Annotated in this window: 22 protein-coding genes and 1 pseudogene; 11 read left to right on the top strand and 12 right to left on the bottom strand. The window is 70.7% G+C overall.

Annotation, left to right across the window (positions count from 1 at the left end):
- Nucleotides 1–18 precede the first annotated feature (18 nt).
- Both OKX07_RS02540 and dnaK read right to left on the bottom strand, forming a co-directional pair.
- Complete coding sequence (locus OKX07_RS02540; protein WP_265630299.1) at nucleotides 19–669, bottom strand: nucleotide exchange factor GrpE; 651 nt, start codon at nucleotides 667–669, stop codon at nucleotides 19–21.
- The gene (gene dnaK, locus OKX07_RS02535; protein ID WP_265630298.1) at nucleotides 666–2,525 is read right to left on the bottom strand and encodes a molecular chaperone DnaK; all 1,860 of its coding nucleotides are present in this window, start codon (nucleotides 2,523–2,525) and stop codon (nucleotides 666–668) included. The genes OKX07_RS02540 and dnaK overlap by 4 nt, the downstream gene beginning before the upstream one ends.
- A gap of 375 nt (nucleotides 2,526–2,900) precedes the next feature.
- Here dnaK and OKX07_RS02530 point away from each other — a divergent pair, with 375 nt between their 5' ends.
- Nucleotides 2,901–3,341, top strand: coding sequence for a hypothetical protein (locus tag OKX07_RS02530; protein WP_265630297.1), 441 nt, complete (start codon nucleotides 2,901–2,903; stop codon nucleotides 3,339–3,341).
- Nucleotides 3,342–3,682: 341 nt separating this feature from the next.
- On the opposite strand, the gene OKX07_RS02525 is transcribed toward OKX07_RS02530, so the two are convergent.
- Nucleotides 3,683–4,369, bottom strand: a complete 687-nt coding sequence (locus tag OKX07_RS02525; protein WP_265630296.1) for an HAD family hydrolase — start codon at nucleotides 4,367–4,369, stop codon at nucleotides 3,683–3,685.
- Nucleotides 4,370–4,461: 92 nt separating this feature from the next.
- Nucleotides 4,462–4,923, bottom strand: a complete 462-nt coding sequence (locus OKX07_RS02520; RefSeq protein WP_265630295.1) for a DUF664 domain-containing protein — start codon at nucleotides 4,921–4,923, stop codon at nucleotides 4,462–4,464.
- 669 nt (nucleotides 4,924–5,592) lie between these two features.
- Between OKX07_RS02520 and OKX07_RS02515 the strand changes: the two genes are divergently transcribed.
- From OKX07_RS02515 to OKX07_RS02505, 3 genes are all read left to right on the top strand, one after another.
- Nucleotides 5,593–6,459, top strand: coding sequence for a hypothetical protein (locus OKX07_RS02515; RefSeq protein ID WP_265630294.1), 867 nt, complete (start codon nucleotides 5,593–5,595; stop codon nucleotides 6,457–6,459).
- Nucleotides 6,456–7,001, top strand: a complete 546-nt coding sequence (locus OKX07_RS02510) for a hypothetical protein (protein ID WP_265630293.1) — start codon at nucleotides 6,456–6,458, stop codon at nucleotides 6,999–7,001. The genes OKX07_RS02515 and OKX07_RS02510 overlap by 4 nt, the downstream gene beginning before the upstream one ends.
- Before the next feature lie 678 nt (nucleotides 7,002–7,679).
- Nucleotides 7,680–8,417: a glycoside hydrolase family 25 protein gene (locus OKX07_RS02505; RefSeq protein WP_265630292.1), complete on the top strand. Its 738-nt coding sequence runs from the start codon at nucleotides 7,680–7,682 to the stop codon at nucleotides 8,415–8,417.
- A gap of 79 nt (nucleotides 8,418–8,496) precedes the next feature.
- On the opposite strand, the gene OKX07_RS02500 is transcribed toward OKX07_RS02505, so the two are convergent.
- The 3 genes from OKX07_RS02500 to OKX07_RS02490 all read right to left on the bottom strand — a co-directional run bounded on the left by OKX07_RS02500 (nucleotide 8,497) and on the right by OKX07_RS02490 (nucleotide 11,163).
- Nucleotides 8,497–10,179 carry a cellulose binding domain-containing protein gene (locus tag OKX07_RS02500; protein WP_265630291.1) on the bottom strand — a complete coding sequence of 561 codons (1,683 nt, stop codon included), beginning with the start codon at nucleotides 10,177–10,179 and terminating at the stop codon, nucleotides 8,497–8,499.
- A gap of 445 nt (nucleotides 10,180–10,624) precedes the next feature.
- On the bottom strand, nucleotides 10,625–10,849 hold the full coding sequence (locus OKX07_RS02495; protein ID WP_265630290.1) for a type II toxin-antitoxin system RelE family toxin: 225 nt from the start codon (nucleotides 10,847–10,849) through the stop codon (nucleotides 10,625–10,627).
- Nucleotides 10,850–10,887: 38 nt separating this feature from the next.
- The gene (locus tag OKX07_RS02490) at nucleotides 10,888–11,163 is read right to left on the bottom strand and encodes a type II toxin-antitoxin system Phd/YefM family antitoxin (RefSeq protein WP_265630289.1); all 276 of its coding nucleotides are present in this window, start codon (nucleotides 11,161–11,163) and stop codon (nucleotides 10,888–10,890) included.
- 131 nt (nucleotides 11,164–11,294) lie between these two features.
- Between OKX07_RS02490 and OKX07_RS20385 the strand changes: the two are divergent.
- The 7 genes and pseudogenes from OKX07_RS20385 to OKX07_RS02455 form a co-directional block, all read left to right on the top strand.
- A pseudogene (locus OKX07_RS20385) lies at nucleotides 11,295–11,507 on the top strand (GH25 family lysozyme); the annotation flags it as partial.
- 133 nt (nucleotides 11,508–11,640) lie between these two features.
- Entirely contained in the window at nucleotides 11,641–11,775 is a 135-nt protein-coding gene (locus OKX07_RS02480; protein ID WP_265631983.1) for a hypothetical protein, read from the top strand.
- 172 nt (nucleotides 11,776–11,947) lie between these two features.
- Nucleotides 11,948–12,187, top strand: a complete 240-nt coding sequence (locus OKX07_RS02475) for a helix-turn-helix domain-containing protein (protein WP_265630288.1) — start codon at nucleotides 11,948–11,950, stop codon at nucleotides 12,185–12,187.
- Nucleotides 12,180–13,526, top strand: a complete 1,347-nt coding sequence (locus tag OKX07_RS02470; RefSeq protein ID WP_265630287.1) for a type II toxin-antitoxin system HipA family toxin — start codon at nucleotides 12,180–12,182, stop codon at nucleotides 13,524–13,526. The genes OKX07_RS02475 and OKX07_RS02470 overlap by 8 nt, the downstream gene beginning before the upstream one ends.
- 389 nt (nucleotides 13,527–13,915) lie before the next feature.
- A complete protein-coding gene (locus OKX07_RS02465) occupies nucleotides 13,916–16,504 on the top strand; it encodes a molybdopterin oxidoreductase family protein (protein WP_265630286.1) in 2,589 nt (862 codons plus the stop codon).
- A 1-nt stretch (nucleotide 16,505) separates the two neighbouring features.
- Nucleotides 16,506–19,010, top strand: a complete 2,505-nt coding sequence (gene nirB, locus OKX07_RS02460) for a nitrite reductase large subunit NirB (RefSeq protein ID WP_265630285.1) — start codon at nucleotides 16,506–16,508, stop codon at nucleotides 19,008–19,010.
- A gap of 32 nt (nucleotides 19,011–19,042) precedes the next feature.
- Nucleotides 19,043–19,348: a Rieske (2Fe-2S) protein gene (locus OKX07_RS02455; protein WP_416220815.1), complete on the top strand. Its 306-nt coding sequence runs from the start codon at nucleotides 19,043–19,045 to the stop codon at nucleotides 19,346–19,348.
- Here the strand turns inward: OKX07_RS02455 and OKX07_RS02450 are convergent.
- The 5 genes from OKX07_RS02450 to OKX07_RS02430 all read right to left on the bottom strand — a co-directional run bounded on the left by OKX07_RS02450 (nucleotide 19,345) and on the right by OKX07_RS02430 (nucleotide 23,673).
- Nucleotides 19,345–20,196 (bottom strand): DUF6999 family protein, encoded by an 852-nt coding sequence (locus OKX07_RS02450; protein ID WP_265630283.1) that lies wholly within the window; start codon nucleotides 20,194–20,196, stop codon nucleotides 19,345–19,347. The genes OKX07_RS02455 and OKX07_RS02450 overlap by 4 nt on opposite strands.
- Before the next feature lies 1 nt (nucleotide 20,197).
- Nucleotides 20,198–20,893, bottom strand: coding sequence for an iron-containing redox enzyme family protein (locus OKX07_RS02445; protein WP_265630282.1), 696 nt, complete (start codon nucleotides 20,891–20,893; stop codon nucleotides 20,198–20,200).
- Nucleotides 20,890–22,032, bottom strand: coding sequence for a 3-oxoacyl-[acyl-carrier-protein] synthase III C-terminal domain-containing protein (locus OKX07_RS02440; RefSeq protein ID WP_265630281.1), 1,143 nt, complete (start codon nucleotides 22,030–22,032; stop codon nucleotides 20,890–20,892). Before OKX07_RS02440 ends, OKX07_RS02445 begins: the two co-directional genes overlap by 4 nt.
- A 264-nt stretch (nucleotides 22,033–22,296) precedes the next feature.
- Nucleotides 22,297–22,641 (bottom strand): hypothetical protein, encoded by a 345-nt coding sequence (locus tag OKX07_RS02435; RefSeq protein WP_265630280.1) that lies wholly within the window; start codon nucleotides 22,639–22,641, stop codon nucleotides 22,297–22,299.
- A gap of 420 nt (nucleotides 22,642–23,061) precedes the next feature.
- Nucleotides 23,062–23,673, bottom strand: a complete 612-nt coding sequence (locus OKX07_RS02430) for an HAD family hydrolase (RefSeq protein ID WP_265630279.1) — start codon at nucleotides 23,671–23,673, stop codon at nucleotides 23,062–23,064.
- Between the last annotated feature and the right edge of the window lie 19 nt (nucleotides 23,674–23,692).

Here is a 23,692-nt window from a genome sequence, read left to right as displayed (position 1 = left end):
TGCTGATGATGCTGGTCGTCAGGCCTCCGGGTCCACGACCGCGACGCGCGCGGCCCGCAGGATCCGGTCGGCCGTGCGGTAGCCGGGCTGCAGCACCTGCTGCACGGTCGGCTCCGTGACGTCGGCCGCGTGGGAGTGCATGAGCGCCTCGTGCACGGCCGGGTCGAACACCTCGCCGACCTCGCCGTACCGCTCGACGCCCAGCCGCTGCAGCGTGGCCTCGAGCTTCTCGGCGATCGACGCGAACGGGCCCGTGAGGTCACCGTGGCGGCGGGCCAGCTCGATGTCGTCGAGCACCGGGATGAGCGCCTCGCCGACCGACGCGACACCACGGTCGTGCGCGGCCGCGGCCTCCGCCTTGGACCGCTTCACGTACGCGTTGTACTGCTGCTCGAGGTTGTAGTGCGCCGCCTGGGCGCGCTGCAGCTCGTCGAGGCGGTCGGCCGCGAGCTTCTCGGCGGCGGCGAGCGCGTCGGACGACAGGTCGTCCTCCACGCCCGCGACGGCCTCGGCAGCCTCGGCCAGCACGGCCTCCTCCGGCGTCAGCACGGGCTCCGCCGGCTCGCGCAGCCGGCCCGTCTCCGGGTCGAGTCGGCGCTTGTCGGTGACGCGAGGGCCCTCCTCGGGGTCGGGCGCACCCGACCCCGAGGGGTTGCGGTCGTCGGTCACTTCTTGTCGTCCTCGTCGTCGACGATCTCGGCGTCGACCACGTCCTCGTCGGACGTCGTCGAGCCGGCGTCGGCCGCGGGGGCGTCGTCGGCCGGGGTCTGCTGCTGGTTGGCGTACAGCGCCTCGCCGATCTTCTGGCTCGCCGTCAGCAGGGCCGAGTGCTTGGCCTTGACCTCGTCGAGGTCCGTGCCCTCGAGCGCCGTCTTGAGCTCGGTGACGGCGCCGCCGACCTCGCCCTTGACGTCGTCCGTGAGCTTGTCCGCGTTGTCGGCCAGCAGCTTCTCCGTCTGGTAGACGAGCTGCTCCGCGGTGTTGCGGGTCTCGGCCTCCTCGCGGCGCTTCTTGTCCTCGGCCGCGTGCTCCTCGGCGTCGCGGACCATGCGCTCGATGTCCTCCTTGGGGAGGGCGGAGCCGCCGGTGATCGTCATCGACTGCTCCTTGCCCGTGCCGCGGTCCTTGGCGGACACGTGCACGATGCCGTTCGCGTCGATGTCGAAGGTCACCTCGACCTGCGGCAGGCCGCGCGGCGCCGGCGCGATGCCGGTCAGCTCGAACGTGCCCAGCGGCTTGTTGTCCCGGGCGAACTCGCGCTCGCCCTGGAACACCTGGATGAGGACGGACGGCTGGTTGTCCTCGGCCGTGGAGAAGATCTCCGAGCGCTTGGTCGGGATGGCCGTGTTGCGCTCGATGAGCTTGGTCATCACCCCGCCCTTGGTCTCGATTCCGAGGGACAGCGGAGTCACGTCGATGAGCAGGACGTCCTTGCGGTCGCCCTTCATGACGCCGGCCTGCAGCGCCGCGCCGACGGCGACGACCTCGTCCGGGTTGACGCCCTTGTTGGGCTCCTTGCCGCCGGTCAGCTCGGTGACGACCTCGAAGACCGCGGGCATGCGGGTCGAGCCGCCGACGAGGACGACGTGGTCGATGTCCTTGATGGACACGCCCGCATCGCGGATGACCTGGTGGAACGGCGCCTTCACGCGGTCGAGCAGCGACTGCGTCATCTGCTGGAACTGCGCGCGCGTCAGCTTGGTGTCGAGGTGGATCGGGCCGTTCTCGCTCATCGACAGGTACTGCAGCGAGATGTTGGTGGCCGTCGCGGACGACAGCTCCTTCTTGGCCTGCTCGGACGCCTCACGCAGACGCTGCAGCGCGATCTTGTCCTTCGACAGGTCGACGCCCGTGGTGTTCTTCACCTCGGTCACCAGGTGCGCGACGATCGCCGCGTCCCAGTCGTCGCCGCCGAGCCGGTTGTCACCGGCCGTCGCGCGGACCTCGATCGTCGAGAAGCCGTCGTCGTCCTTGCCGACCTCCAGCAGGGACACGTCGAACGTGCCGCCACCCAGGTCGAAGACGAGGATGTTCTCGTCCTCCTTGCCGCGCTCCAGCCCGTAGGCCAGCGCCGCGGCGGTGGGCTCGTTGATGATGCGCAGGACGTTGAGGCCCGCGACCGCGCCGGCGTCCTTCGTGGCCTGGCGCTCCGCGTCGTTGAAGTACGCGGGGACCGTGATGACGGCGTCCGTCACCGGCTCGCCCAGGTACGCCTCGGCGTCACGCTTGAGCTTGCCGAGGATGCGCGCGCTGATCTCCTGCGGCGTGTACTTCTTGTCGTCGACCATCGTCGACCAGTCCGTGCCCATGTGGCGCTTGACCGAGGAGATGGTCCGGTCGACGTTGGTGACGGCCTGCCGCTTGGCGACCTCACCGACGAGCACCTCGCCCGTCTTGGAGAACGCCACCACGGACGGAGTCGTGCGCGACCCCTCCGCGTTCGCGATGACCGTGGGCTCGCCGCCCTCGAGGGTGGCGACCACCGAGTTGGTGGTGCCGAGGTCGATGCCGACTGCTCGTGCCATGTGTGTGCCTTCTTCCTGGAGCCTGGGCTCCGCCTGCTGTCATCCGGGACGTCTTGAGTCCGCCGGGCTCAAGTCTGCGACGGGTGGGGGCCTGTCGACAAGTTGAGAGGGCGGAAGTTGAGTCTGATGGGCTCAACCTTGGTCGCCGGGGGTTTGTTCCCGGGTGTCACCGAACCGCGCAGCAGACCCGGTTGTGGGATCTCATCCGAGTTGGCCAAGTCTCACGGAGTTGGCCACGGCGTGGCCGAATCTCACCGAGTTGGCCAACGGGGTGCTCGACGCGGCGGCGGGTCTACGAGCCGGGCAGCGAGCGGCTCGATCAGTCCGTCGTGGTCTTCGGGGGCCTGCAGAGGGGCGACGTGGGACCCTCCCACCGTGCCGAAGCACCCGAAGCCGGACCCTCTGCTCCTCGCGATCGTGCGCGCCCGCGAAGCAGAGCGGGTCTGGGTCGACGCGTGGTCGGCGCCGCCCGAGACGACGTTCGACGACGTCGCCCGCCGCGCGGGCCTTGAGCCGCTCGGGGACCGGTGGGAGGCGGTGAAGCGCGCGGCCGCCGTCGACCTGCTGGCGCTCCTGCTCCACCGGGACCTCGCGTACGGCGGGGTTGTCGTCCCGGCGCCGCGGGCACGCGAGTTCGCGGAAGGGTTCGTCGGGTTGTTCGGCCCGGAGGAGTGCCGCTTCGCGACCAATCGACCCCTCCGAGGCGGGCGCTTCGCGCCCTCGTATGACCGCGCGACGTCCTACACGTTCGACGCCGGCGTGGTCGTCGTCGGCCAGGAGCGAGCCGGGGTGCTCTGGGTCGCCGACGAAGACTGAGGAGGCGTGTCGAACGTCGGCGCGGCGTACCGCCCTGCCCACGGCGCAACGGACTACATCGAGGTCGAGCCGCAGCGCGCACCGCTCAGAGGATTCGGACAGGTACGTGAGACGGCGACCGTCTCATCTACCTGTCCTCTCGCAGGTCGTCGCGTCGGGCATCTGACAGGTCCGATGAGTTCCCACACCCGGCCCCGCCCGCGGAGCTGTGGCTTCGCGTTGGGCCTGTCCGATTCGCGTTAGCGTGTTCGGCGCGTGTCCGCCGTCGCGTTAGCGTGTGCGCGCCCTGAGAATCTGGCGGGTCGCGCGGCTCCCTCTGCGCGCTCGCCTCATCGTGTCGATCAGCTGCGCCGCCGCATGCCGAGGCGCAGCTGTTCGGACAGCTCGTGGAGGGAGCCTGCCGTGAAGGTCGGTTCGCAGCCCGCCGGGGCACGCCGGCCCTTGCGGTTGATCCATGCCGTAGCCATCCCGAGCACCTGGGCACCACCGACGTCGGCGGAAGGCGAGTCCCCGACGTGCAGGACCTCGTCGACCTGCAGCCCCAGAGCGCTCAGTGCGAGCTCGAACGGTTCTGGGCGAGGCTTGTAGGCGCGGGCGTCCTCGCTCGTGACGACGGCGTCCACCGGCAGATGGTGCAGGTCCAGCGCCGCGCGCACGTCGGCTCGGTCGATGTTGGAGACCACGCACACGGGCACCCCGACCTGCTGCAGGAACGGCAGGCTGTCGGCGAACACCGGAGGACGACGCCAGAAGGCGAACTGGGGCCGGCAGAGGGCCTCCGCGTCGTCACGCACGTCGAAGTGCCGCATCGTCTCGGCGAGCGTCTCGTGGCTGAGGTCCCGCTGCAGACGGAAAGCGTCACCGTGGGCCGCGCGGTTGGCCTCCCCGAAGCGCCGCCACCACTCGTGCGCCACGACGCCGCGCTCGACACCCGCGAGCCCCGCGACGTGGGCGCAGATCGGCGCAAGGACCTCGTCGTCCTCGCACACGAGGGTGCCGTAAACGTCGAGGAGCAGGCCGCGGTACATGGGCCGCACAGTAGACGAGGCACCTCCCTCGGGCCGCCGGAGCGCGGCACCTGACGGCGGGCTTTCCCGTGCGTGCCGGCAGGCGTGCGCCGTCAGCGGGTCAGCTCATCACGCAGCAGGTCCAGGTGGCCCGCATGGCAGGCCGTCTCCTCGAGCATGTGGAGGTAGATCCAGCGGAGGGTCACGGGGCCCACACCGAACGACGACACCTGAGCAGACGTATCGAGGTCGGCGGCGGTGGCTGCGGCGAGCCGGCTACGGGCGCACGCGTCGGTGTAGAGCTGGCGCGCACGCTCCAGGCCGAAGGTCGCGCCTGCATGGAAGTCCCAGTCGCGGTCGTCGTGGTAGGGCGCAGACGCCCACGGCTCGCAAGGTGGCTGCCCGAGAAACTTCTCGGAGAACCACAGATCCTCCACGCGGGCGAGATGAACGACGACGCCCGCGACCGTCAGGTCCGTCGCCCGCAACGCCCGTCTCCCGGCGGCCTCGTCATCCAGACCGTCGAGGGACGCCAGCACCCGGCCTCGGTACCCCTCGTAGAAGGCCTCGACCATGACCCGCTCAGGGGCTCGCAGAGGGGGATACGCCACGCTGGGAGGCTACCGAGGCTCCAAACAGGCGTCCACTTCCGTTCCGCTTGAGGATTCGGACCGGTGAGTGAGACGCAGCGCGTCTCACCAACCTGTCCATGCGCAGGTCAGCGGCTGGCCCGTCGGACAACTCCGACGAGTTCCTACACCGGCGGCGGACAAGTTCCGTGAGTTCCTACACCCCCGTTCACCGCGGCCGGGACGCGAGTGGTCGACGATTCAGCCGGTGGCGGCGCAGTACCCACCGGGCACACGTTCGTCGACTACCGCCACCTCGACACGAAGCCGTCGCTGCGCGCCGTGCGGTCGCGTCTGCACGAGGCGGCGGTGTCGCGCCCGCGCGTGTGGCCCGCGTCCTGAACGCTCGGCACCGACGCGAGGACTCCGACCACGGAGCGATGCCGCGGATCTGCATGACTCGGTCGCTGTACTGAGACAGCAACCGGCGGGCCCCACCGCGGCGCTCGGCGGCCGTGGACCCTGCGCGTCGGTGTGAGGTGGGGCATCGCAGGGCATCGCATCATGTCGCATCTGATATCGCACTGCGGAGTTGCAGTGGGTGGAACAGGATCGCAATCGACTTGATCCGGTCCAGGGATGGAGCGTAGCCCGATCTGGCGTACGGTTGCGCCCATGACCGAGAAGGACCCCACTGCGACTGCGGCCTCGACCCGCGAAGCGCTCCTCCGCGGGCAGGCGCGCGGCTACACCCAGGTACGGCGCATCTTCGTGCAGCACTACGAGGGCGACGGCACACCCCGCTCCCGCGCCTCCATGCTCGCGCGGTTCGTGCACGAGCGAAAGCACCGCGCGCTCGTCCTGTACCTGCTCCTCCTCGGATCGTGGGCCGGCGTGCAGAAGCTCGAGCGGCCGCCTGCCGCTGCGGTCTGGGTTCGCGCGTTGCGCAGCGACCGCCCGGGCGCTCTGACCTGGTCACCGTCGACCCTCTCGCGGACGTGGGCCGACCTCAGCGGCATGGGGCTCGTGGCGCGGAAGCGAGAGGACCGCCTCGTCCGCATCCGGCCGCGCCGCGAGGACGGTCTCGCTGACTACGAGCCGCCTGGCGGACGGAAAGAGTTCGAACACACGTACTTCGCGCTGCCGGACGAGTTCTGGACGGACGAGTGGTTCGCGAAGCTCTCACTTCCCGCGCTGGCCGTGTTCCTGGTCATCGCGAAGGAGACCCAGGACGCGAAGGAGTTCCGCGTCACGCACCAGCAGCTCGAGGACTGGTTCGGGATCAACAAGCGCACAGCCGGCAACGGCCTACGCCAGCTCGAGGAGCTCGGCCTGCTGCACGTCCGCAAGGAGGTCGTCGCAGCCCCACTGTCCGCGACCGGCAGCACCACGCGCCACTGGTACTCGCTGACCGGCGCCTTCGGAAGCTCCGCGCGCAAGGCACTGCAGAAGCGCGCCGGCGACGAGGTTCGGGCGCGCGCTACCGGGAGCGCGGCGGGCGCGCCTCGTTCCAAGAGCAGCAGCACAGGGAAATCCCGATGAGCGGCGCCACTCCCAGCGGCAGGGTCTATGTCGATGAGACCAAGGCCAAGGGGTACGTCCTCGTGGCGGGCGTGATGCTGCCCGAGGACACGACGCGGCTGCGCAAGGAGGTGCGTGGGCTGATCGCCCCGGGTCAGTCCCGCATCCACATGAAGGCGGAGAAGACACCACGCCAGAAGCTCATCCTCTCGACACTCGCCCGCCTGGACCTACGCGCGGTCATCTACGAGGCGGACTCACGTCTGTACTCCACCGACATCGCGCGACGTCGCGCATGCCTGGAGCAGCTCGTCCTCGACATCGCAGCGACCTGCGGACAACTCGTCCTCGAGTCCGACGTGACCCAGGACCCGCGTGACCGCCGGGACCTCATCGACTTCACGCGCGCAGCCGGGTGCGGCGACACGCTCACCTACGAGCACATGACGGCCACGGTCGAACCGCTGCTCGCCATCCCCGACGCCATCGCATGGGCGTGGGCACGCGGTGGGGACTGGCGCCGTCGGATCGATCCCATCGTGGAGCGTGTCGTCAGGGTCTAGCCTCCGGACATGCGAAAGGCCCGTGCGCCACGTCCCAGACGGGTCACGAGCCTTCGACTTCCACAGGGATCAACTCCCTGGGCTGGATCAGTCTAGCCACTGCCCCAAGCAAGCGCACTGGCCCGAACGGCTGACTGTCAGGAGCTGTCCGGACGAACATCGCACTGCATAGAACGAAACCGCAATCGGGCCCCAGGTGAGTGGGCGTTTCCGCTCTGGCGTGTGGCTCGGTAGAGCTCGCAGACGCGACGGCCGCCCGTCCGACCCAGGTCGGCACACCATGATCGAGACCCCACTCAGCCGCGCGCCGCGCAGCGGACACATCGCGCGCGTTCGTACCGGCGGCTCGGGACGCCCTCGTGGCGCACTGGCGCGACGCCGGCGGCACGCTGTTGGCCCCGTGCCAGGTCGCGCCGATGGTCGACGTCCTGGAAGGGAGCTGCGTGTTCGGGATGTCGTCGTCCCCGACGCGAGCGACGCCAAGCTCGTGTCGGCCGAGGTGACCCGCCGGGTAGGTCACCCTCTCGCGCACCGACCTCAAGACCAGTGGCTGGACCCTCGGCCTGTCGCTCTGGGCGACGCGCGCCGAGGCGCGCCCGACCTGGGACGCCACGGCGACGGCGACAGGTCAGCTGGACGTTGCGCGCGCAGGACGCGCGACGACGCCAGACTGGCGCGGTGCCGAGCCGCCGTCGCGTCCGCGTCCTTCTGATCGTCCTGACGGGGACGATCGTCGTCCTCGCGCTCGGAGCCGTGCTCGTCGAGCGCGGCCTGGTGTGGCCGAACCGTCTGTTCGCGGCGCGCTACGACGTGCGGGGGGTCGACGTCTCAGCGTGGCAGGGAACCGTCGACTGGCCGACGATCGCCCGGCAGGACGTCGACTTCGCGTACGTGAAGGCCACTGAGGGCTCGTCGTTCGTCGACCGGGAGTTCGAGGCGAACCTGGACGGGGCGCGTGAGGCCGGACTGCTGGTCGGTGCGTACCACTTCTTCAGCTTCGAGAGCAGCGGCACGGCGCAGGCGGAGCACGTGCTCGCGACGGTCCCGCACGACGAGGACCTGCTGCCCGTCGCGATCGACGTCGAGTACTACGGGACATTTTTCGCCGACCCCCCGGACGCGTCGCAGGTCCGCCCGGAGCTGACCGCGCTCATCGAGACCCTGCGTGACCACGGCATCGAGCCGGTCGTCTACGCGACCCGCAGCGCGTACGACCGGTACGTCGCCGGCCACTACCCGGACACGCCCGTCTGGATCCGGTCGGTGGCCGTGCCGCCCACCATGTCGGACGACCGGGCGTGGACCTTCTGGCAGTACTCGAACCGGGACCGCCTCGACGGGTACGACGGCGAGGAGTCGTTCATCGACATGAACGTCTTCGACGGCGACCTCGACGACCTGCGCGCCCTGCGGTAGGCCGGACGGCGACGGTGCTCCACGTCTGCTCGACGTGGAGCACCGCCTGCCGGCAGTCGCGCCGGACCCGCTCAGGCGCTCACAGGGTGATGACGACCGTGGAGATGCTCCGCGCGGGGACGTCGACCGTCACCTGGCTGCCGTTGACGGCCGTGGTCCGAGGCGCCCGGCTGGAGTACTGCGACGTCATGGTGTGGAGCGCCGACCTGATTGCCTGCGGCGCCTGGACGACGGCGCCGTTCACCGCACTGGTCGTGCGGTTGAGGATGACCAGGGTGATCTTGCCGTCGCCCTGGTAGGCCGTGACGTCGAGCGGCGACGCCTTCGAGCTCTCGGTCACGCCGATGCGCTGGTCGCCAGGGCGGACGTACTTGGAGTACTGCGAGAAGGCCCAGCCGCGCTTGAGGACCGCGCCGCCCGTCGTCCCGAACGCGGACTCCCCGTCACCGATGAAGGAGTAGTAGCGCCGCCCGTACCACCAGACGTACGCGCTCCAGTTCGCCTCCATCGTGCGGTTGACCGACGGCATGATCACGTCGAGGGTCTCGTTCCACACGGCGGCGTTCGACGGGTCTCCCCAGATGTTCGACCCGTTGCCGTCGGCCTGGTGGTAGTTCCACTCGGTCATCCACTGGTTCTTGCCGTACTGGGCGGCGAGCGGGTACCGGGAGAGGTTCGGCCCGTTCTCCTGGCCGTAGATGTGGCCGCCGATGTACCCGATGTTGTTGCGGGCGGTCCCGTCGTTGAGCGTGGGGTCGGTGTAGGCCCGGTTCGTGCCCAGCGACTCGGCGACCATCAGCTTCGTGTCCTTGATCTTCGTGCCGTGGTCGCGCACGAAGTTGCGGAGGGTGTCGCCCGTCCACGCCATGGAGTCGTAGTCGGGGTGCCAGTCGGGCTCGTTCTGGACGGACGTCACGTCGATCGTCACGCCCTGGCCCTTCATGTACTGCACGTAGCCGTTGAGGTGGTTGGCGTAGTCGCCGTAGCGCGAGGTCAGCAGGGTGCCACCGTTGATCCGGCTGTTGTTCGACTTCCACGCGGCCGGCGCCGTCCACGGCGAGGCGAGGATCTTGACCTCCGAGCCGTACGCCTTCGCCGTCCGCAGCGCGCTGACCTGCGCGTTCCACTCGCTCGACACCGGGGAGATCCCGGTGCGGACGATCGACAGGCCGAGCTGGTTGTCGCCCATCCCGACGAGCGTCTGCGTGTCCGCGGTCGACCACGCACCGCCCCAGATCGACACGGCGGCACCGAAGCCGTCGATCGTCTGGTACTTCGTGCCCGTGTTCACCGTGAGGTCCGCGGGTCCGCCCGGGGCCGGCGTCGGCGTCCGGGTCGCGGAGGGCGTGGGGGTCGGTGCCACCGTCGGCGTCGGTGTGGGCGTGCGCGTCGGCGTGGGGGTGTCGCTGGCCGACCCCGTGCAGGTGGTGCCGTTGAGCGCGAAGGAGGTGGGCGCCGGGTTGGTGCCGCCGTACGTCCCGTTGAAGCCGAACTCCGCCGACGCCCCGGTACCGAGCGAGCCGTTGTACGACGCGTTCCTCGCGGAGACGGCGGCGCCGCTCTGGGTGGCCTCGACGTTCCAGGCCTGGCTCACGGTCTGACCTGCGGGGAAGGTCCAGGTGAGCAGCCAGCTGCTGACCGCGTCGCCGAGGTTGGTGACCTTGACGCCGGCCGTGAACCCGCTGTTCCACTGTGAGGCGACGACGTAGTCCACCCGGCAGCCGCTCGCGGCGGACGCCACGGGCGCCTCGGCGACCGTCACCCCCGTGATCAGCGTCGCCGCCGCCAGGGTGACCGCCCATGTCCGGCGCGATGGTTGAGCTCTCCGCATGATCCCGTCCAATCGTCGTTGGTCGTCCGTCGTGCGCCCGACCACCCCCGCCGGCAGTCGGCAGACAGGCACCCGGATCCGCCGGTCTGCGCGACGATGCGGAGGCGGGATCCGTCCTGACCAGGGCCGGTTGTGAACGATCACAGGGCGGCACCGCCGCACTGTGGCACGGGCCTCGCGGGTATCGCGATCGGCCAAACGATTAGGTGCTGCGCGGCCGCCCGGCGCAGCCGTCTCCCAGGAGCAGCGACATGCACGGAAATCGGCCGACTGCTCGACAACGCATGGCGGATCACATCTGAGCGGCCCACGCTCACGCAGTTGCCGGGGACGTGGCGTTGGGACTCACACGTCGGCGACCCGAGGCGAATCCGGGTCAGTGCGGGCGGTACGCGTCGCGCCGGTGGTCGACTCCCATGATGGTGACCGTGTTCTCGTCCTCGTGGATGACGTACCGCACGCGGTACTCACCGCGCCGGGCGCTGTGCTGGTCGTCCAGCGGCGATCGCAGGCGCTTGCCGACACGTTGAGGGTTGTCTGCGAGCGGCCCGTAGATGAAGGAGTCCACCGCGTCCCTGATCTTCGGCGGCAACCCCCTCATGCCCTTCTTCCCCGTCGGTGTCCACCCGACGCGGTAGCTCACCTGGCGTCAGCGGCGTCGTCGGACCAGTCCGGGCGCTCGAAGTCGACCTCGCCGCGCGCGAGCTCCTGACGCGCGCTGTCCACGTCAGCCATCAGCCGCTCGGACGACAGGATCTCGAGGGTGTCCTCGAGCGCGTCCAGGTCGTCTGCGCTGATCAGGACGAGCTCGCGGCGTCCGCGACGCGTGATCGAGAGCCTGTTGTGGGTGTTCACGACGTCGAGCGCGTACGCGCTCAGGTGGACCTTTGCATCCGAGAGCGAGACCTGATCCATAGACCAAGAATCTAGTCTGATCCTGGGGGTGCGGCAAGGACGTGCTCGGGGCGTGCGCTCGATGACCGAGATCCACTCGACGCAGGAACGAGCGGACGTGGCCGTGCCGAAGCCCCATCGAACGCGGCCTGGTGTGGCCGAACCGTCTGTTCGCGGCGCGCTACGACGTGCGGGGGGGTCGACGTCTCGGCGCGGCAGGAACCGTCGACTGGCCGACGATCGCCCGGCAGGACGTCGACTTCGCGTACGTGAAGGCCACCGAGGGCTCGTCGTTCGTCGACCGGGAGTTCGAGGCGAACCTGCGCGGGGCGCGTGAGGCCGGGCTGCTCGTCGGTGCGTACCACTTCTTCAGCTTCGAGAGCAGCGGCACGGCGCAGGCGGAGCACGTGCTCGCGACGGTCCCGGACGACGAGGACCTGCGCCGGCCACTTCCCGGGCACGCCCATCTGGATCCGGTCGGTGATCGTGCCGCCCACCATGTCGGACGACCGGGCGTGGACCTTCTGGCAGTACTCGAACCGGGACCGCCTCGACGGGTACGACGGTGAGGAGTCGTTCATCGACATGAACGTCTTCGACGGCGACCTCGACGACCTGCGCGCCCTGCGGTAGGCCTGGTTCACGGTTCGGTGACGTGGGTCTCCGGCGGCGGGTCGTCCGCGCCGCCGCAAGAGATGGAGGACTCCTTCTCCGTCAACATGCTTGACTACGTATGAGTAGTCGACGCGCTTGACTACTCATACGTAGTCGCATGAATGGGGCGACGTCGTCGACAGGAGCGAGCATGGCGGTCCGAGGCACGGTCACAGGCCCCGAGTCACTCGGGCGCATCCTGCAGCAGGCGCGCCTGCTGAACGGGTGGAGCCAGCGGGAGCTGGCGGCACGCATCGGCACGTCGCAGCGCTACATCTGGGAGATCGAGTCCGGGAAGCCGTCGATCTACACCGAGCGGCTCTTCGCCGTGCTGCGCGAGACCGGGACTCAGCTCACCGCGACGATCGAACCGCGGTCCGACGATGGGTGACCTGGTCGTCGAGCTGTACGGCACGACCGTGGGACGACTGACGGGCCACGGACACGCGTTCGACTTCGTCTCCACGCCCGAGGCTCTCGACAGGTTCGGCCTCGACAGCCTCGTGCTCTCGGTGGCCGTGCCGCTCGCCGCCGTGCCGGCCCGCGCACGACGCGCACGGCGGCAGAACTTCTTCCGTGAGCTGCTCCCCGAGGGGCGGATGCTGGAACGGCTCGCCCACCAGGCGCGGGTGCCGCCGCACGACGTCCTCGGGATGCTCCGGGCCTACGGCCGCGACGTCGCCGGCGCGCTCGAGGTCTGGGACCCGGATGCACCCGGCGAGCCGCGGACCCCTGCGACAGAGCCGCTCTCGCGCGTCGACGTCGGGGCACTGCTGGCCGACGTGGCGTCCTCACCCCTCGCGAACAAGCCAGGTCGAGGCAAGACGTCACTCGCCGGGGTCCAGGACAAGATCGTGCTCGTGCACACAGACGGCGAGTGGGCTCGGGCCGTCGACGGCTACCCGTCGACCCACATCCTCAAGCCGGCATCGGGCGAGCAACCGACGATGATCTACGACGAGGAGTACGGGTCCCGGCTCGTGCGCGCCCTCGGGCTGGCGGAGTACCGCACGAGCATCCAGGAGTTCGATGACGTGCCGGCACTCGTCATCGACCGGTACGACCGGCGACACGCACGCCACGGGATCCCCGAGCGCGTGCACCAGGAGGACTTCAACCAGGTCCTGGGACTTCGAGGAGACGAGAAGTACCAGCGGTACGGCGGTCACGCGTCGCTCGCACGAGCCGCGCGGACGCTCACGACGCTCGGCGACCGTGACGCCCTGCTGCGACTCGCCCGCATGACCGTCCTCTCGGTCGCCATCGGCAACCTCGACATGCACGCCAAGAACGTGTCCCTGCTGCACCACCCCGATGGGACCGTCGACCTCGCACCCGCGTACGACGTCGTCCCCCAGACACATCTCCCCAACGACGGCGAGCTGGCTCTCGCCGTCGACGGTACCTACCGCCACGCGGCGGTGACCCGCTCGCACCTGGCCGCCGAGATCGGCTCCTGGGGCATGCCTGACGCGGACGATCTCGTGGATCGGACGCTCCACGAGGTCCTCGACGTGACGAAGCGCGAGACTCCCCACCCCCGCGCGTACCCGCAGCTCGCCCACGACATCACACGCTTCACCCGCAACCTGCTCGCAGCGCGGCCCGCCGGCGCGGAGCAGACTGACACATGGACGTCGGGCAGTTCCGGCCAGGACGACGTCGCGACCTCCGCGGTCCACCTCGTGGACGACGAGGTGGTCGTGGTGCTGGGGGAGTCAGAGGAGTGACTACCTTTTTGGAGTCAAACGCCGTGACTACGCATACGTAGTCATCTTGCTTGTCGACGAGGCGACGAGGCGAGCAGGAGACAGGCGCACATGGGGTCACCCCGCAGTGCCGAGGGGGGCCATCGAGGAACGCGCCGAGCCAGGCCAGCGCAGGCGGGTGCTGGCGTTCGTCAGCACTGCGACGAGCCCTTGCCTGCACCAGATCGAGCACCACGGGGTCGACGCGTCCGCTCGGCCGGGACCACTTCGCGACGGCGCCGGTGGCGTCGACGCCGTGCTCGACGCTCAACCGCTGGGCGACCTGCGCGCGTCGGACCCGTGCGCCCCCCGAAACGCGGCGGTTACCCAGCGGCAGACCGTGCGTAACCGGAGCACCACACCATCGAGCGATGGGGCCGGAGCTCGCGTCGCCGACGGCCGTGTCGGGCTCCGACACGGCCCGGACCGTCGCGACGCACTGCCCGTACTGCGCACTGCAGTGCGGCATGCAGCTGCACGTCACGCACCGCTCGGGGCACGAGCGGCCCGACGTGCGGCTCACCCCGTCGGACTTCCCGACGAACCGGGGCGGCCTGTGCGCCAAGGGCTGGTCGGCGGCCGACCTGCTCGCGCATCCCGAGCGGCTCACGACCCCGCTGGTACGCACGCGCGCCGGCGATCGCTCCTCGGCGCTGCGGCCGGCGACGTGGGACGAGGCGCTCGACGCCGTGGCCGCGGCCGTCCGGGCGACGCAGCGACGGTACGGCCGGGACGCGGTCGGGTGCTTCGGCGGGGGCGGTCTGACCAACGAGAAGGCCTACCTGCTGGGTAAGTTCGCCCGGACGGTGCTGCGGACGCGCTCGATCGACTACAACGGCCGCTGGTGCATGTCGTCGGCCGCGGCTGCCGCCACCCGCACGTTCGGGATCGACCGTGGGCTGCCGTTCCCCGTCTCGGACCTGGCCCTGGCCGACGTGCTGCTCCTCGTGGGCGCCAACCCGGCGGAGACCATGCCGCCGCTCATGCAGCACCTCGAGGCAGGCCGCGAGCGCGGTGCCCGGCACGTGGTCGTCGACCCGCGCACCACGGCGACAGCGCGCACGGCGCACCTGCACCTGCAGCCGCGCCCAGGGACGGATGCGGCCTTGGCCAACGGTCTGCTGCACGTGGTGGCGCGCCGGGGCTGGGTGGACGAGGAGTACGTCACGACGCGGACGACGGGGTTCGAGACGGTCCGCGAGGCGGTGACCGGCTACTGGCCGGACCGCGTCGAGCGGATCACCGGCGTGCCCGCCCGAGACCTGGAGACCGTCGCGGAGCTGCTGGGCACGGCGGCGACGGCGATGGTGCTCACGGCACGCGGCGCCGAGCAGCACGCGTCGGGGACCGCCACGGCACAGGCGTTCATCAACCTCGCCCTCGCGCTCGGACTGCCCGGCCGGCCGGGTTCGGGCTACGGGACCCTCACGGGTCAGGGCAACGGGCAGGGCGGACGCGAGCACGGGCAGAAGGCGGACCAGCTGCCCGGGTACCGCAAGATCACCGACCTCGCCGACCGCGCCCATGTCGCGAGCGTGTGGGGCGTCGACCCGACGCGCCTGCCGGGTCCGGGGGTGTCCGCCACGGAGATGCTGCGTGCCCTCGGCACCGCCGGCGGGGTGCGGACGCTGCTGCTGCTCGCGTCGAACGTCAGCGTCTCCGCGCCCGACGCGGGCCGGGTCACCGACCGGCTCGACGCCCTCGACTTCCTGGTCGTCGCGGACCTGTTCCTCTCCGAGTCGGCGGCCCGGGCGGACGTGGTGCTGCCCGTCGCGATGTGGGCCGAGGAGGACGGCACGGTGACCAACCTGGAGGGACGGGTGCTGCGACGTCGCCGGGCGCTCGACCCCCCGCCCGGCGTGCGGACCGACCTGGACGTCCTCATGGGCGTCGCGGAGCGGCTCGGGCACGGGGACCTCATGACGACCGACGTGGCGGCCGCTTTCGACGAGCTGGGCCGCGCCAGCTCCGGCGGCGTGGCGGACTACGGCGGCATCACCTACGACCGCATCGAGGACGAGCAGGGCGTGTTCTGGCCGTGCACCGATGCCGAGCACCCGGGCACACCCCGGCTGTTCGGGACGCGGTTCGCACATCCCGACGGGCTGGCCCGGTTCTACCGCGGCGAGTACCGCGACTCGGTCGAGCGCACCGACGCCGAGTTCCCCTACGTGCTGACCACCGGGCGGCTGATGCGGCAGTACCAGAGCGGCACGCAGACCCGCCGGGTCGCGGCGCTCGCCGGCGACGAGGTGGGGGCCGACGGGTCCGTGGTCCCGCACGCCGAGCTGCACCCCGACCTGGCGCGCCTGTGCGGCGTCGTCGACGGCGACACGGTCCAGCTGCGGACCCGCCGGGGCACCGCGGTGTTCCGGGCGAGGCTCACCACGGGCATCCGTACCGACACGGTGTTCGTGCCGTTCCACTGGGGCGGTGAGTCCCGCGCCAACACGCTGACCGACGACGCCCTCGACCCGGTCTCCCGCATGCCCGCGTTCAAGGCGTGCGCCGTGGCCGTCACCCCCCTCGCCGTACCCGCCACACCACCGACCGGTTCGCCTGCGGAGCACGTCCGTGCTCCGTGGCCGCCGGCCCGACCGAAGGGGCTCGCCTTGGACAGTCACCCGACCTTCCTGCAGGGCGTCTACGCGCTGACCGGGAAAGGGCTCGCCGCACCGACCCTGCTCGACCCGGGCCTCTCGTACACCGTGCCGGACGGCGCGGTGGCCCAGACGGTGTACTTCCGTGGCGGTAACAGCACTGACGAGCTCGTCGTCGTCGTGCTGATGCGCGACGGGGCGCCGATGCGGTACTTCCCCATCGGCGCCAAGAGCGACGTGCACGTGCCGCTGCGCGTGGTCGAGGACCTCGAGCCCGGCACGACCCTCGAGGTGCATGCGGCCGGCGCGGCGGGGGTCTCCGGCGTCGTCGTCATCGACCTCGGCCTCGTGGAGGTGTGAGGTGGCCCGGCGCCGGCGCGGGGACGACGGTCGGCGCGACCTCGTCGTCGTGGGCAACGGCATGGCGGGTGCGCGCACCGTGGAGGAGGTCCTCGAGCGCGGCGGCGCAGCGCAGTTCCGGATCACGATGTTCGGCGAAGAGCCGTACGGCAACTACAACCGCATCATGCTCTCGAACGTCCTGGCCGGCCTCGAGAGCGAGGAGGCCATCTTCCTCAACTCGATGGCCTGGTACGACGAGAACGAGATCACGCTGCACGCCGGCGTGCGGGTGGCGCGCATCGACCGGCACGCCCGCGCCGTCCGCGCCGCCGACGGCAGCCGCACGCCGTACGACGTGCTCGTCATGGCGACCGGCAGCAGCGCGTTCGTCCCCGACATCCCCGGCATGCGCACGGCCGGGCGCGGCTTCCACCAGGGCGTGTTCCGGTTCCGCACCCTGGACGACACCCGCGCGATGATCCGGTACGCGCGCACCCACAAGCAGGCGGTCGTCATCGGCGGCGGCCTGCTCGGTCTCGAGGCGGCCCGCGGGTTGCAGACCCACGGTGTCGACGTCACGGTCGTGCACGGTCCCGGTCACCTGATGAACCAGCAGCTCGACGCCGCAGGCGGGTACGTCCTGCGGCGCGGCGTCGAGGCTCTCGGGATCTCGGTGGTGACGTCGGCCCGGACGGTCCGGGTGCTCGGGGACACGGAGATCACGGGCGTCCAGCTGGGCGACGGGCGCGTCCTGCCGTGCGACATCGTCGTGGTGGCGGCGGGCATCCGGGCCAACTCGTCGATCGCGGCCGCCAGCGGGTTCCTGGTGGAGCGCGGCATCGTCGTCGACGACCAGATGCACGCGCTCGACGACCAGGGCACGCCCGACCCGACCGCGTTCGCCGTCGGTGAGTGCGTGCAGCACCGGGACCAGGTCTACGGTCTCGTCGCACCGCTGTGGGAGCAGGCGCGGGTGCTCGCGGACGTGCTCACGGGCACCGACCCGTCGGCGCAGTACCACGGCTCACGCACCGCCACGAAGCTGAAGGTCGCGGGCATCGACGTCGCGTCGATGGGCACCACGTCACCCGAGCGTCCCGACGACGACCACATCGTCATCTCCGAGCCGCGACGCGGGCTGTACAAGAGCGTGGTGGTGCGCGACGACCGACTCGTCGGTGCGACGCTCGTCGGCGATCTCGAGAAGGTCGCTCCCCTCATCCAGGCGTTCGACCGCGGTTCGCCGCTGCCCGAGGACCGGATCGCGCTGCTGTTCGACCTGGGGACGGCGCCCGCCGCGGTGGGCGTGGCCGAGCTTCCCGACGAGACCACCGTGTGCAACTGCAACGGCGTGAGCAAGGGCACGATCGGAAGTTGCGTCCGAGGCGGCGTCACCTCCGTCACAGGCGTGATGGACGCGACCCGCGCGGGCAAGGGCTGCGGGTCGTGCAAGACGCTCGTCGGGCAGGTCGTGGAGTGGGCGGCGGGCGGCACGCTCGAGGTCGACGAGTCCGCCTCCTGGTACGTCCCCGGCGTCCCCTACGCCAAGGCCGAGCTGGTGGCGCTCATCCGCGAGCAGGACCTGCGCTCGGTGTCGGCCGTGTTCGCGGCGCTCGCGCCCGGTGGCGTCGAGGACGCGAGGTCGAAGATGGGACTGACCTCGTTGCTGCGCACCCTCTGGGGCGCGGAGGCCGTCGACGAGCGCGACGGGCGCTTCATCAACGACCGGGTGCACGCCAACATCCAGCGTGACGGCACGTTCTCGGTGGTCCCGCAGATGAAGGGCGGGGTCACGTCTGCCGACCAGCTACGCCGCATCGCCGACGTCGCGGACAAGCACAAGATCCCGATGATCAAGCTCACCGGTGGCCAGCGGATCGACCTGCTCGGCGTGCCCAAGGAGGATCTGCCGAAGGTCTGGGCGGACCTCGACATGCCGTCCGGGTACGCGTACGGCAAGTCCTTCCGAACGGTCAAGACGTGCGTCGGCAGCGACTTCTGCCGGTTCGGGCTCGGCGACTCCACCGCGCTCGGCATCGCGATCGAGACCCGGTACCAGGGCCTGGAGAGCCCGGCCAAGCTCAAGCTCGCCGTGTCGGGCTGTCCACGCAACTGCGCCGAGTCCTACGTCAAGGACGTCGGGGTCGTGGCCGTCGACGGTGGCCGCTGGGAGATCTGGGTGGGCGGTGCCGCCGGTGCGCACATCCGCAAGGGCGACCTGCTCACGACGGTCGACACCCCGCAGGAGGTCATGACGCTCACCGGCCGCCTCATCCAGTACTACCGCGAGACGGCGAACTGGCTCGAGCGGACCTACGCGTGGGTGCCCCGGCTCGGGATCGAGCACGTCCGTGCCGTCGTGGTGGACGACAGCGAGGGGATCGCAGCGGAGCTCGACGCCGCCGTGCAGGCCTCCGTGGAGGCCTACAGCGATCCGTGGAAGGAGCGCGACGACCCCGCCGAACCCGGCCAGTTCCGCACAGCGCTGCCGCTGACCGTCCTGCCGCAGGTCCCGGTCCGATGAGTGCGGGGACGGACGCACGGACCGTCGGCGGCGTGCGACACGTGGTGGGACCGCTGTCCGAGATCCCGCTCGGCGAGGGACGCGCGTACGCGGTCGGCGGCCGGCAGGTGGCGGTCTTCCGACTGCGCAGCGGCGCCCTGCGCGCGCTCGACGCGGCGTGCCCGCACCGGGGAGGTCCGCTGGCCGACGGGCAGATCGACGCCGACGTCGTCGTCTGCCCGCTGCATGCGCACGTGTTCGACCTGGGCAGCGGTGCATGCCGCTCCGGGCAGGGCGACGTGGCGTCCTACGCGGTCCACCTCGAGGACGGCCAGGTGGTCGTGGCCCTGCCCGTCTAGTCGAACTCGACCGACGTGTGCCGCGGGTACTGGCCGCCGGCGAGCTTCACCAGCTGCGCGTGCGCGTACTCGCAGACGAGCGCATGGCGGTACACCATGCGCGGCACGTCGACGTTCGAGTCCATCCACAGGCTCATGCCGGCGAGCTTCCAGTGCCGGAATGTGTCGTCGCCGGTGATGACGGCGAGGATCTCGAGGAACGAGTCGTCGAACCTCATCGAGTGCACCGCGCGGCGGTACTCCTCCGAGGAGAGCGCCACCGAGAACGGGATGTTCATGAAGCACAGCGCCGTCTGGATGTCGAGGCGGACGAGTCGGCGGCGGTGCCGCTCGGCGTCCAGCGGCGGGATGTCCAGCTGACGGAAGTCGAGCGGGTCACGGGCGGCGAGGGGCACGACGTCGAGCGCGATGAGCACGTCGTACACGTTGACGTCGTGCTCGACGACCGCCTGGTCGCCCAGCTCGGACAACGACTCGGGACGCAGCGAGACGGGCTCGATGCCCACCGGGGTGTTGCGGATGATGAAGTTCACCAGGTTCGTCTCGATGACGAAGTGGCGCAGCAGCAGGTCCACGGCGTCGGGTGACACGCACCGTCGCAGGAACCAGACGCACAGGAAGTCCATCGTCCCGAGCGGCATCCACCGGAAGGGCAGCAAGCGCTTCAGCACGCGGATGATCGTGACGAGCACCCGCGAGAGCACCATCGCGAACGGGTAGAGCCAGCGCCGGGACTGACGTCGCTGGTCGTCGATGATCTGCCGGACCACCGCCCGGTCGAGCGGGACCGAGGGGTCGGCGAAGATCGCCTCCCACATGCTCGGGTCGGAACGGACGAACTCCGCCACGTCAGCGGTCCAGCTCTTCCAGCTGCAGCGCGTAGAGCCGGGCGACGACCTGCGCGCAGCGCACGATCTCGTCGGCGGTCGCGTCGTCGATCAGGCCGGACGTCAGGATCGCCTCCATGTCGCCGGTGTGCGCGCCGTCCGCCTCCTGGTGGTACGTCATGAAGTGGACCTGGTTGTCGGCGAGGCCGAGCACCTCCTGGAACCGGGCCGCCCACTGCGCCGCGCGGCGGGCGCCCAGGCCCTCGATGACGAACATCGCGCCGAGCAGACCCGCCGGGTTCGGCCTGCTGGCGTAGGTGAAGAGGTAGCCCGAGAGCGCCTCCGAGCCGACGTTCTTGCGCCCCGCCCGCAGCTCCGCCCGCGACCCGCCGAGCGCGACGTAGTCGGCCTCGAGCAGGAAGTGGTCCCGGTGCTCCTCCTCGGCGTGCTTGATCGCCGCCGCCCGCAGCTCGAAGTGGTCGATGTCGAAGTTGGAGGCCGCCCGCGCGATCCACAGCGACCCGTCGATCACCTGCTGCCGCAGGTTGAACAGCAGCCGCAGGTAGTCCTCGAGCGTGACCGTGCCGTCGTCGAGACGCTGCAGCACGGGCACCCGGGACAGGTGGTCCTCGAGCTCGAGCCAGACGTCACCGAGCCGCTCGAGGAGCGAGGCGCCGGCGGCGGCCGTCGACGGGTCGGTCGAGGTGGCACTGGTCATGACGATGCTCCTTGCGGCTGGGACGGGGCGACGACGGTGAGCTGGGCGAAGGCGAACGAGAAGCGGCCGGACTCCGGCACGGCGAGCAGGACGGTCTCGCCGGGCGCGAACCGGCCCGTGCGCCACGCCTCCTCCAGCGCGATGAAGATGCTGGCCGACCCGGTGTTGCCGCGGGTCTCGAGGTTGGAGAACCACCGCTCGGTGTCGAGGGACGGGATGCGACGGCGCAGCGCGTCGAAGGCGACGTCCCGGAAGACGTTGGTGCTGTAGTGGCAGATGACGTGGTCGAGGTGGTGGACGTCGACGAGCCCGATGTCCACGAGCTCCTCGAACTGCGCGATCCCGGCCTCGGCGAGGTCGTCGAGCACGCCGACGTCCTGCCGCAGGACGAACATGCCCGCGGCCTGCGCGTCCGCGATGCCGACGTCCTGCCAGGTGCCGCCGACGTGGGTCTCGTCGCCGCTCATGCCCGCGCGCATGCACACGGCGTGGTCGTGGGCGAGCGACACCTGCCGGATCCAGTCGACCCGCAACGAGAGCCTCGTCGGGTGCGGCTGGAACTCGACGACGACGGCCCCCGCCCCGTCGGAGAGCATCCACCGCAGGAAGTGCGCGTCCATGCCGGCGCGGAACCCCTCGTACCGACGCTGCCGCAGGCTCCGGCTCGGCAGCTCGGAGGCCACGACCGCCCCGCGCGGGTGGTCGCCGAGCCGGACCTTGCTGACCACCGCGTCGAGCGCCGCCATGCTCGAGGCACAGACCCCCGACGCGGACAGCAGCTGCATCGGCCCGCCGCCGAGCCGGCCGTGCACCATGTTGGCGAAGCCGGGCACGAGCACGTCGCCCATGGTCGTCGCGGTCGCCAGCATCCTCAGGTCCGACGGTCGGATACCGCGGTCGTCGAGCGCCGCGGTGAGCGCCTTGACCGCGAGCTCCTCGTTGAGCTCCGTGGGTTCGCCCTGCTCGTCGAGCGCGTAGTGCCGCTGCCGGATGCCGTTGGACGCGAGGATGCTGCCGCGGATGCGAGCGGTGACGGCGTCGTCTCCACCGAGCCGCGCCGCCATGCCGTCGTTGTCCACCGGAGGGCCGGGCAGGTAGCGACCGAAGCCCGTGAGGTAAGCGCGCGCGGTCGTAGCCATGGGCGGAGCCTAGGTCCGGCACGCCGCTCCGGCGGTCTGCCGCCGAGGTGAAGAGTCAGGGCGTCAGCAGCACCCCGGTACGCCTCGAAGATCTCGCCACCTCCGTGCGGGCGGCGCTGCGACAAGCGTCTGCGGACTCAAAGGGCCTAGAACTCCCGATCCGACAAGTAGCGCGCGAACCTCCGCCTCGCGAGCCGCTGGTGTGGGCTCCACCTTGAAGCGGCCAGCGCGGTCCTGGTCTCGCAGGTCATCGACCAGCTGACCTCAACGCCACGTCGTGGACCGTCGGGCGATGTCGCGGATCGCCTCGACCTGACGGACGTCGAGGCGGGCGGGCAGTCCCTGCAGGTGGGCGCTGAGTCGCCGCCGGGCGACGACGACCACTGCCCCGTCCCGCGGTTGCTGCTTCACGGTGAAGCCGCGGTGCGCACCCACCACCGCGATGACGCCCACCACGTCGACGGGGAAGCCGGCGTGCTCGGTCAGCAGCCGCGACGCGCGGCCGGCCTCGTGGCGGCTGTTGCGGACGTACGGCACCCGCTGGCCGTTGACGATGAAGGTGTCGCCGCGGACCCAGACCGAGGCGTTCGGGTGGTTCTTGGCGTTCACGGTGACGACGGCCTGCTCGCGCGCCGCACTGCCGGGACGCGCCCCACTGATGTCGGACCACGCAGGGGCTGCGTCGACCGAAGACAGCTCGCGCGTCACCGTCGGCGCCGCACCGATGGCGCCCGACGAGGCAGCGCCGTGCCGAGCCGAGCCGCCAGGTGGTCGTTGATCGCCGCCTCCAGCAGCGGCGAGACGCCGGGTTGGCCCTCGGTTCTCTCCACCCCGCCGCTGCCTGCTCAGCAGCGCTTCCGAGGATTCGGGCACGGAACGTGGGACACGGGTGTGATCAGCGAGGTGTCCGCGCCGAGGTCGGAACGTCGGGACAGCGGACAAGTCCCGTGAGTTCCGACACCGACGACCGCTCGCACGCCTCCGCAGCTCAGCGCGACGAGTCCGGTCCGAGGGTCGCGGCCATGGGGGTCAGCAAGCAGATGCCGAGGGGAGGCCGTCGAGGAATGCGCTGAGGTCCTGCGGAGTGCGGTACAGGTGTCCGCTCATGCCCAGCGCGATCGCGGCGTGCACGTTCTCAGGGCTGTCATCGACGAAGGCACAGCTCGCCAGCGCCACGCCCAGGCTGGCGCAGGTGCGCCTGAAGACGTCGGGATGGGGCTTGGCGACGCCCAGCTCGGCGCTGGAGAAGATCGCGTCGACCTCTGAGGCAAGTCCCAGTGAAGCCAGGTCAGCGTGCAGTCGGGTGGTGGCGTTCGTCAGCACTGCGACCAGCCGCTGCTGCCGTTGCTGGCGCAGCAGGTCGAGCACCGCGGGGTCGACTCGTCCGCATGGCCGGGACCACTCCGCGACGGCACCGGATGCGTCGACGCCGTGCTCGACGCTCAACCGCTGGGCGACCTGTGCGCGCCACTCCTCATCGCTGACCTGCCCGGTGAGGGCGGGGTGGAGCAGGACCGGGTCGAACGCCGCCGCGTGGATGGAGCCGATGGCGAGTCCGTGCCGCTGCTCCGTCTGCGTGGCCAGCTCCGCCCCCCAGAGCCGCAACACGCCGTCCAGATCCACGATCAGCGCGCTCACCATGGGCGGAAGTGTGTCAGCC

It is taken from the genome of Cellulomonas sp. S1-8 (assembly GCF_026184235.1).
Lineage (GTDB): Bacteria > Actinomycetota > Actinomycetes > Actinomycetales > Cellulomonadaceae > Cellulomonas.
Note: the sequence above shows the minus strand (reverse complement) of the source record. Positions and strands in the feature narration are given on the sequence as shown.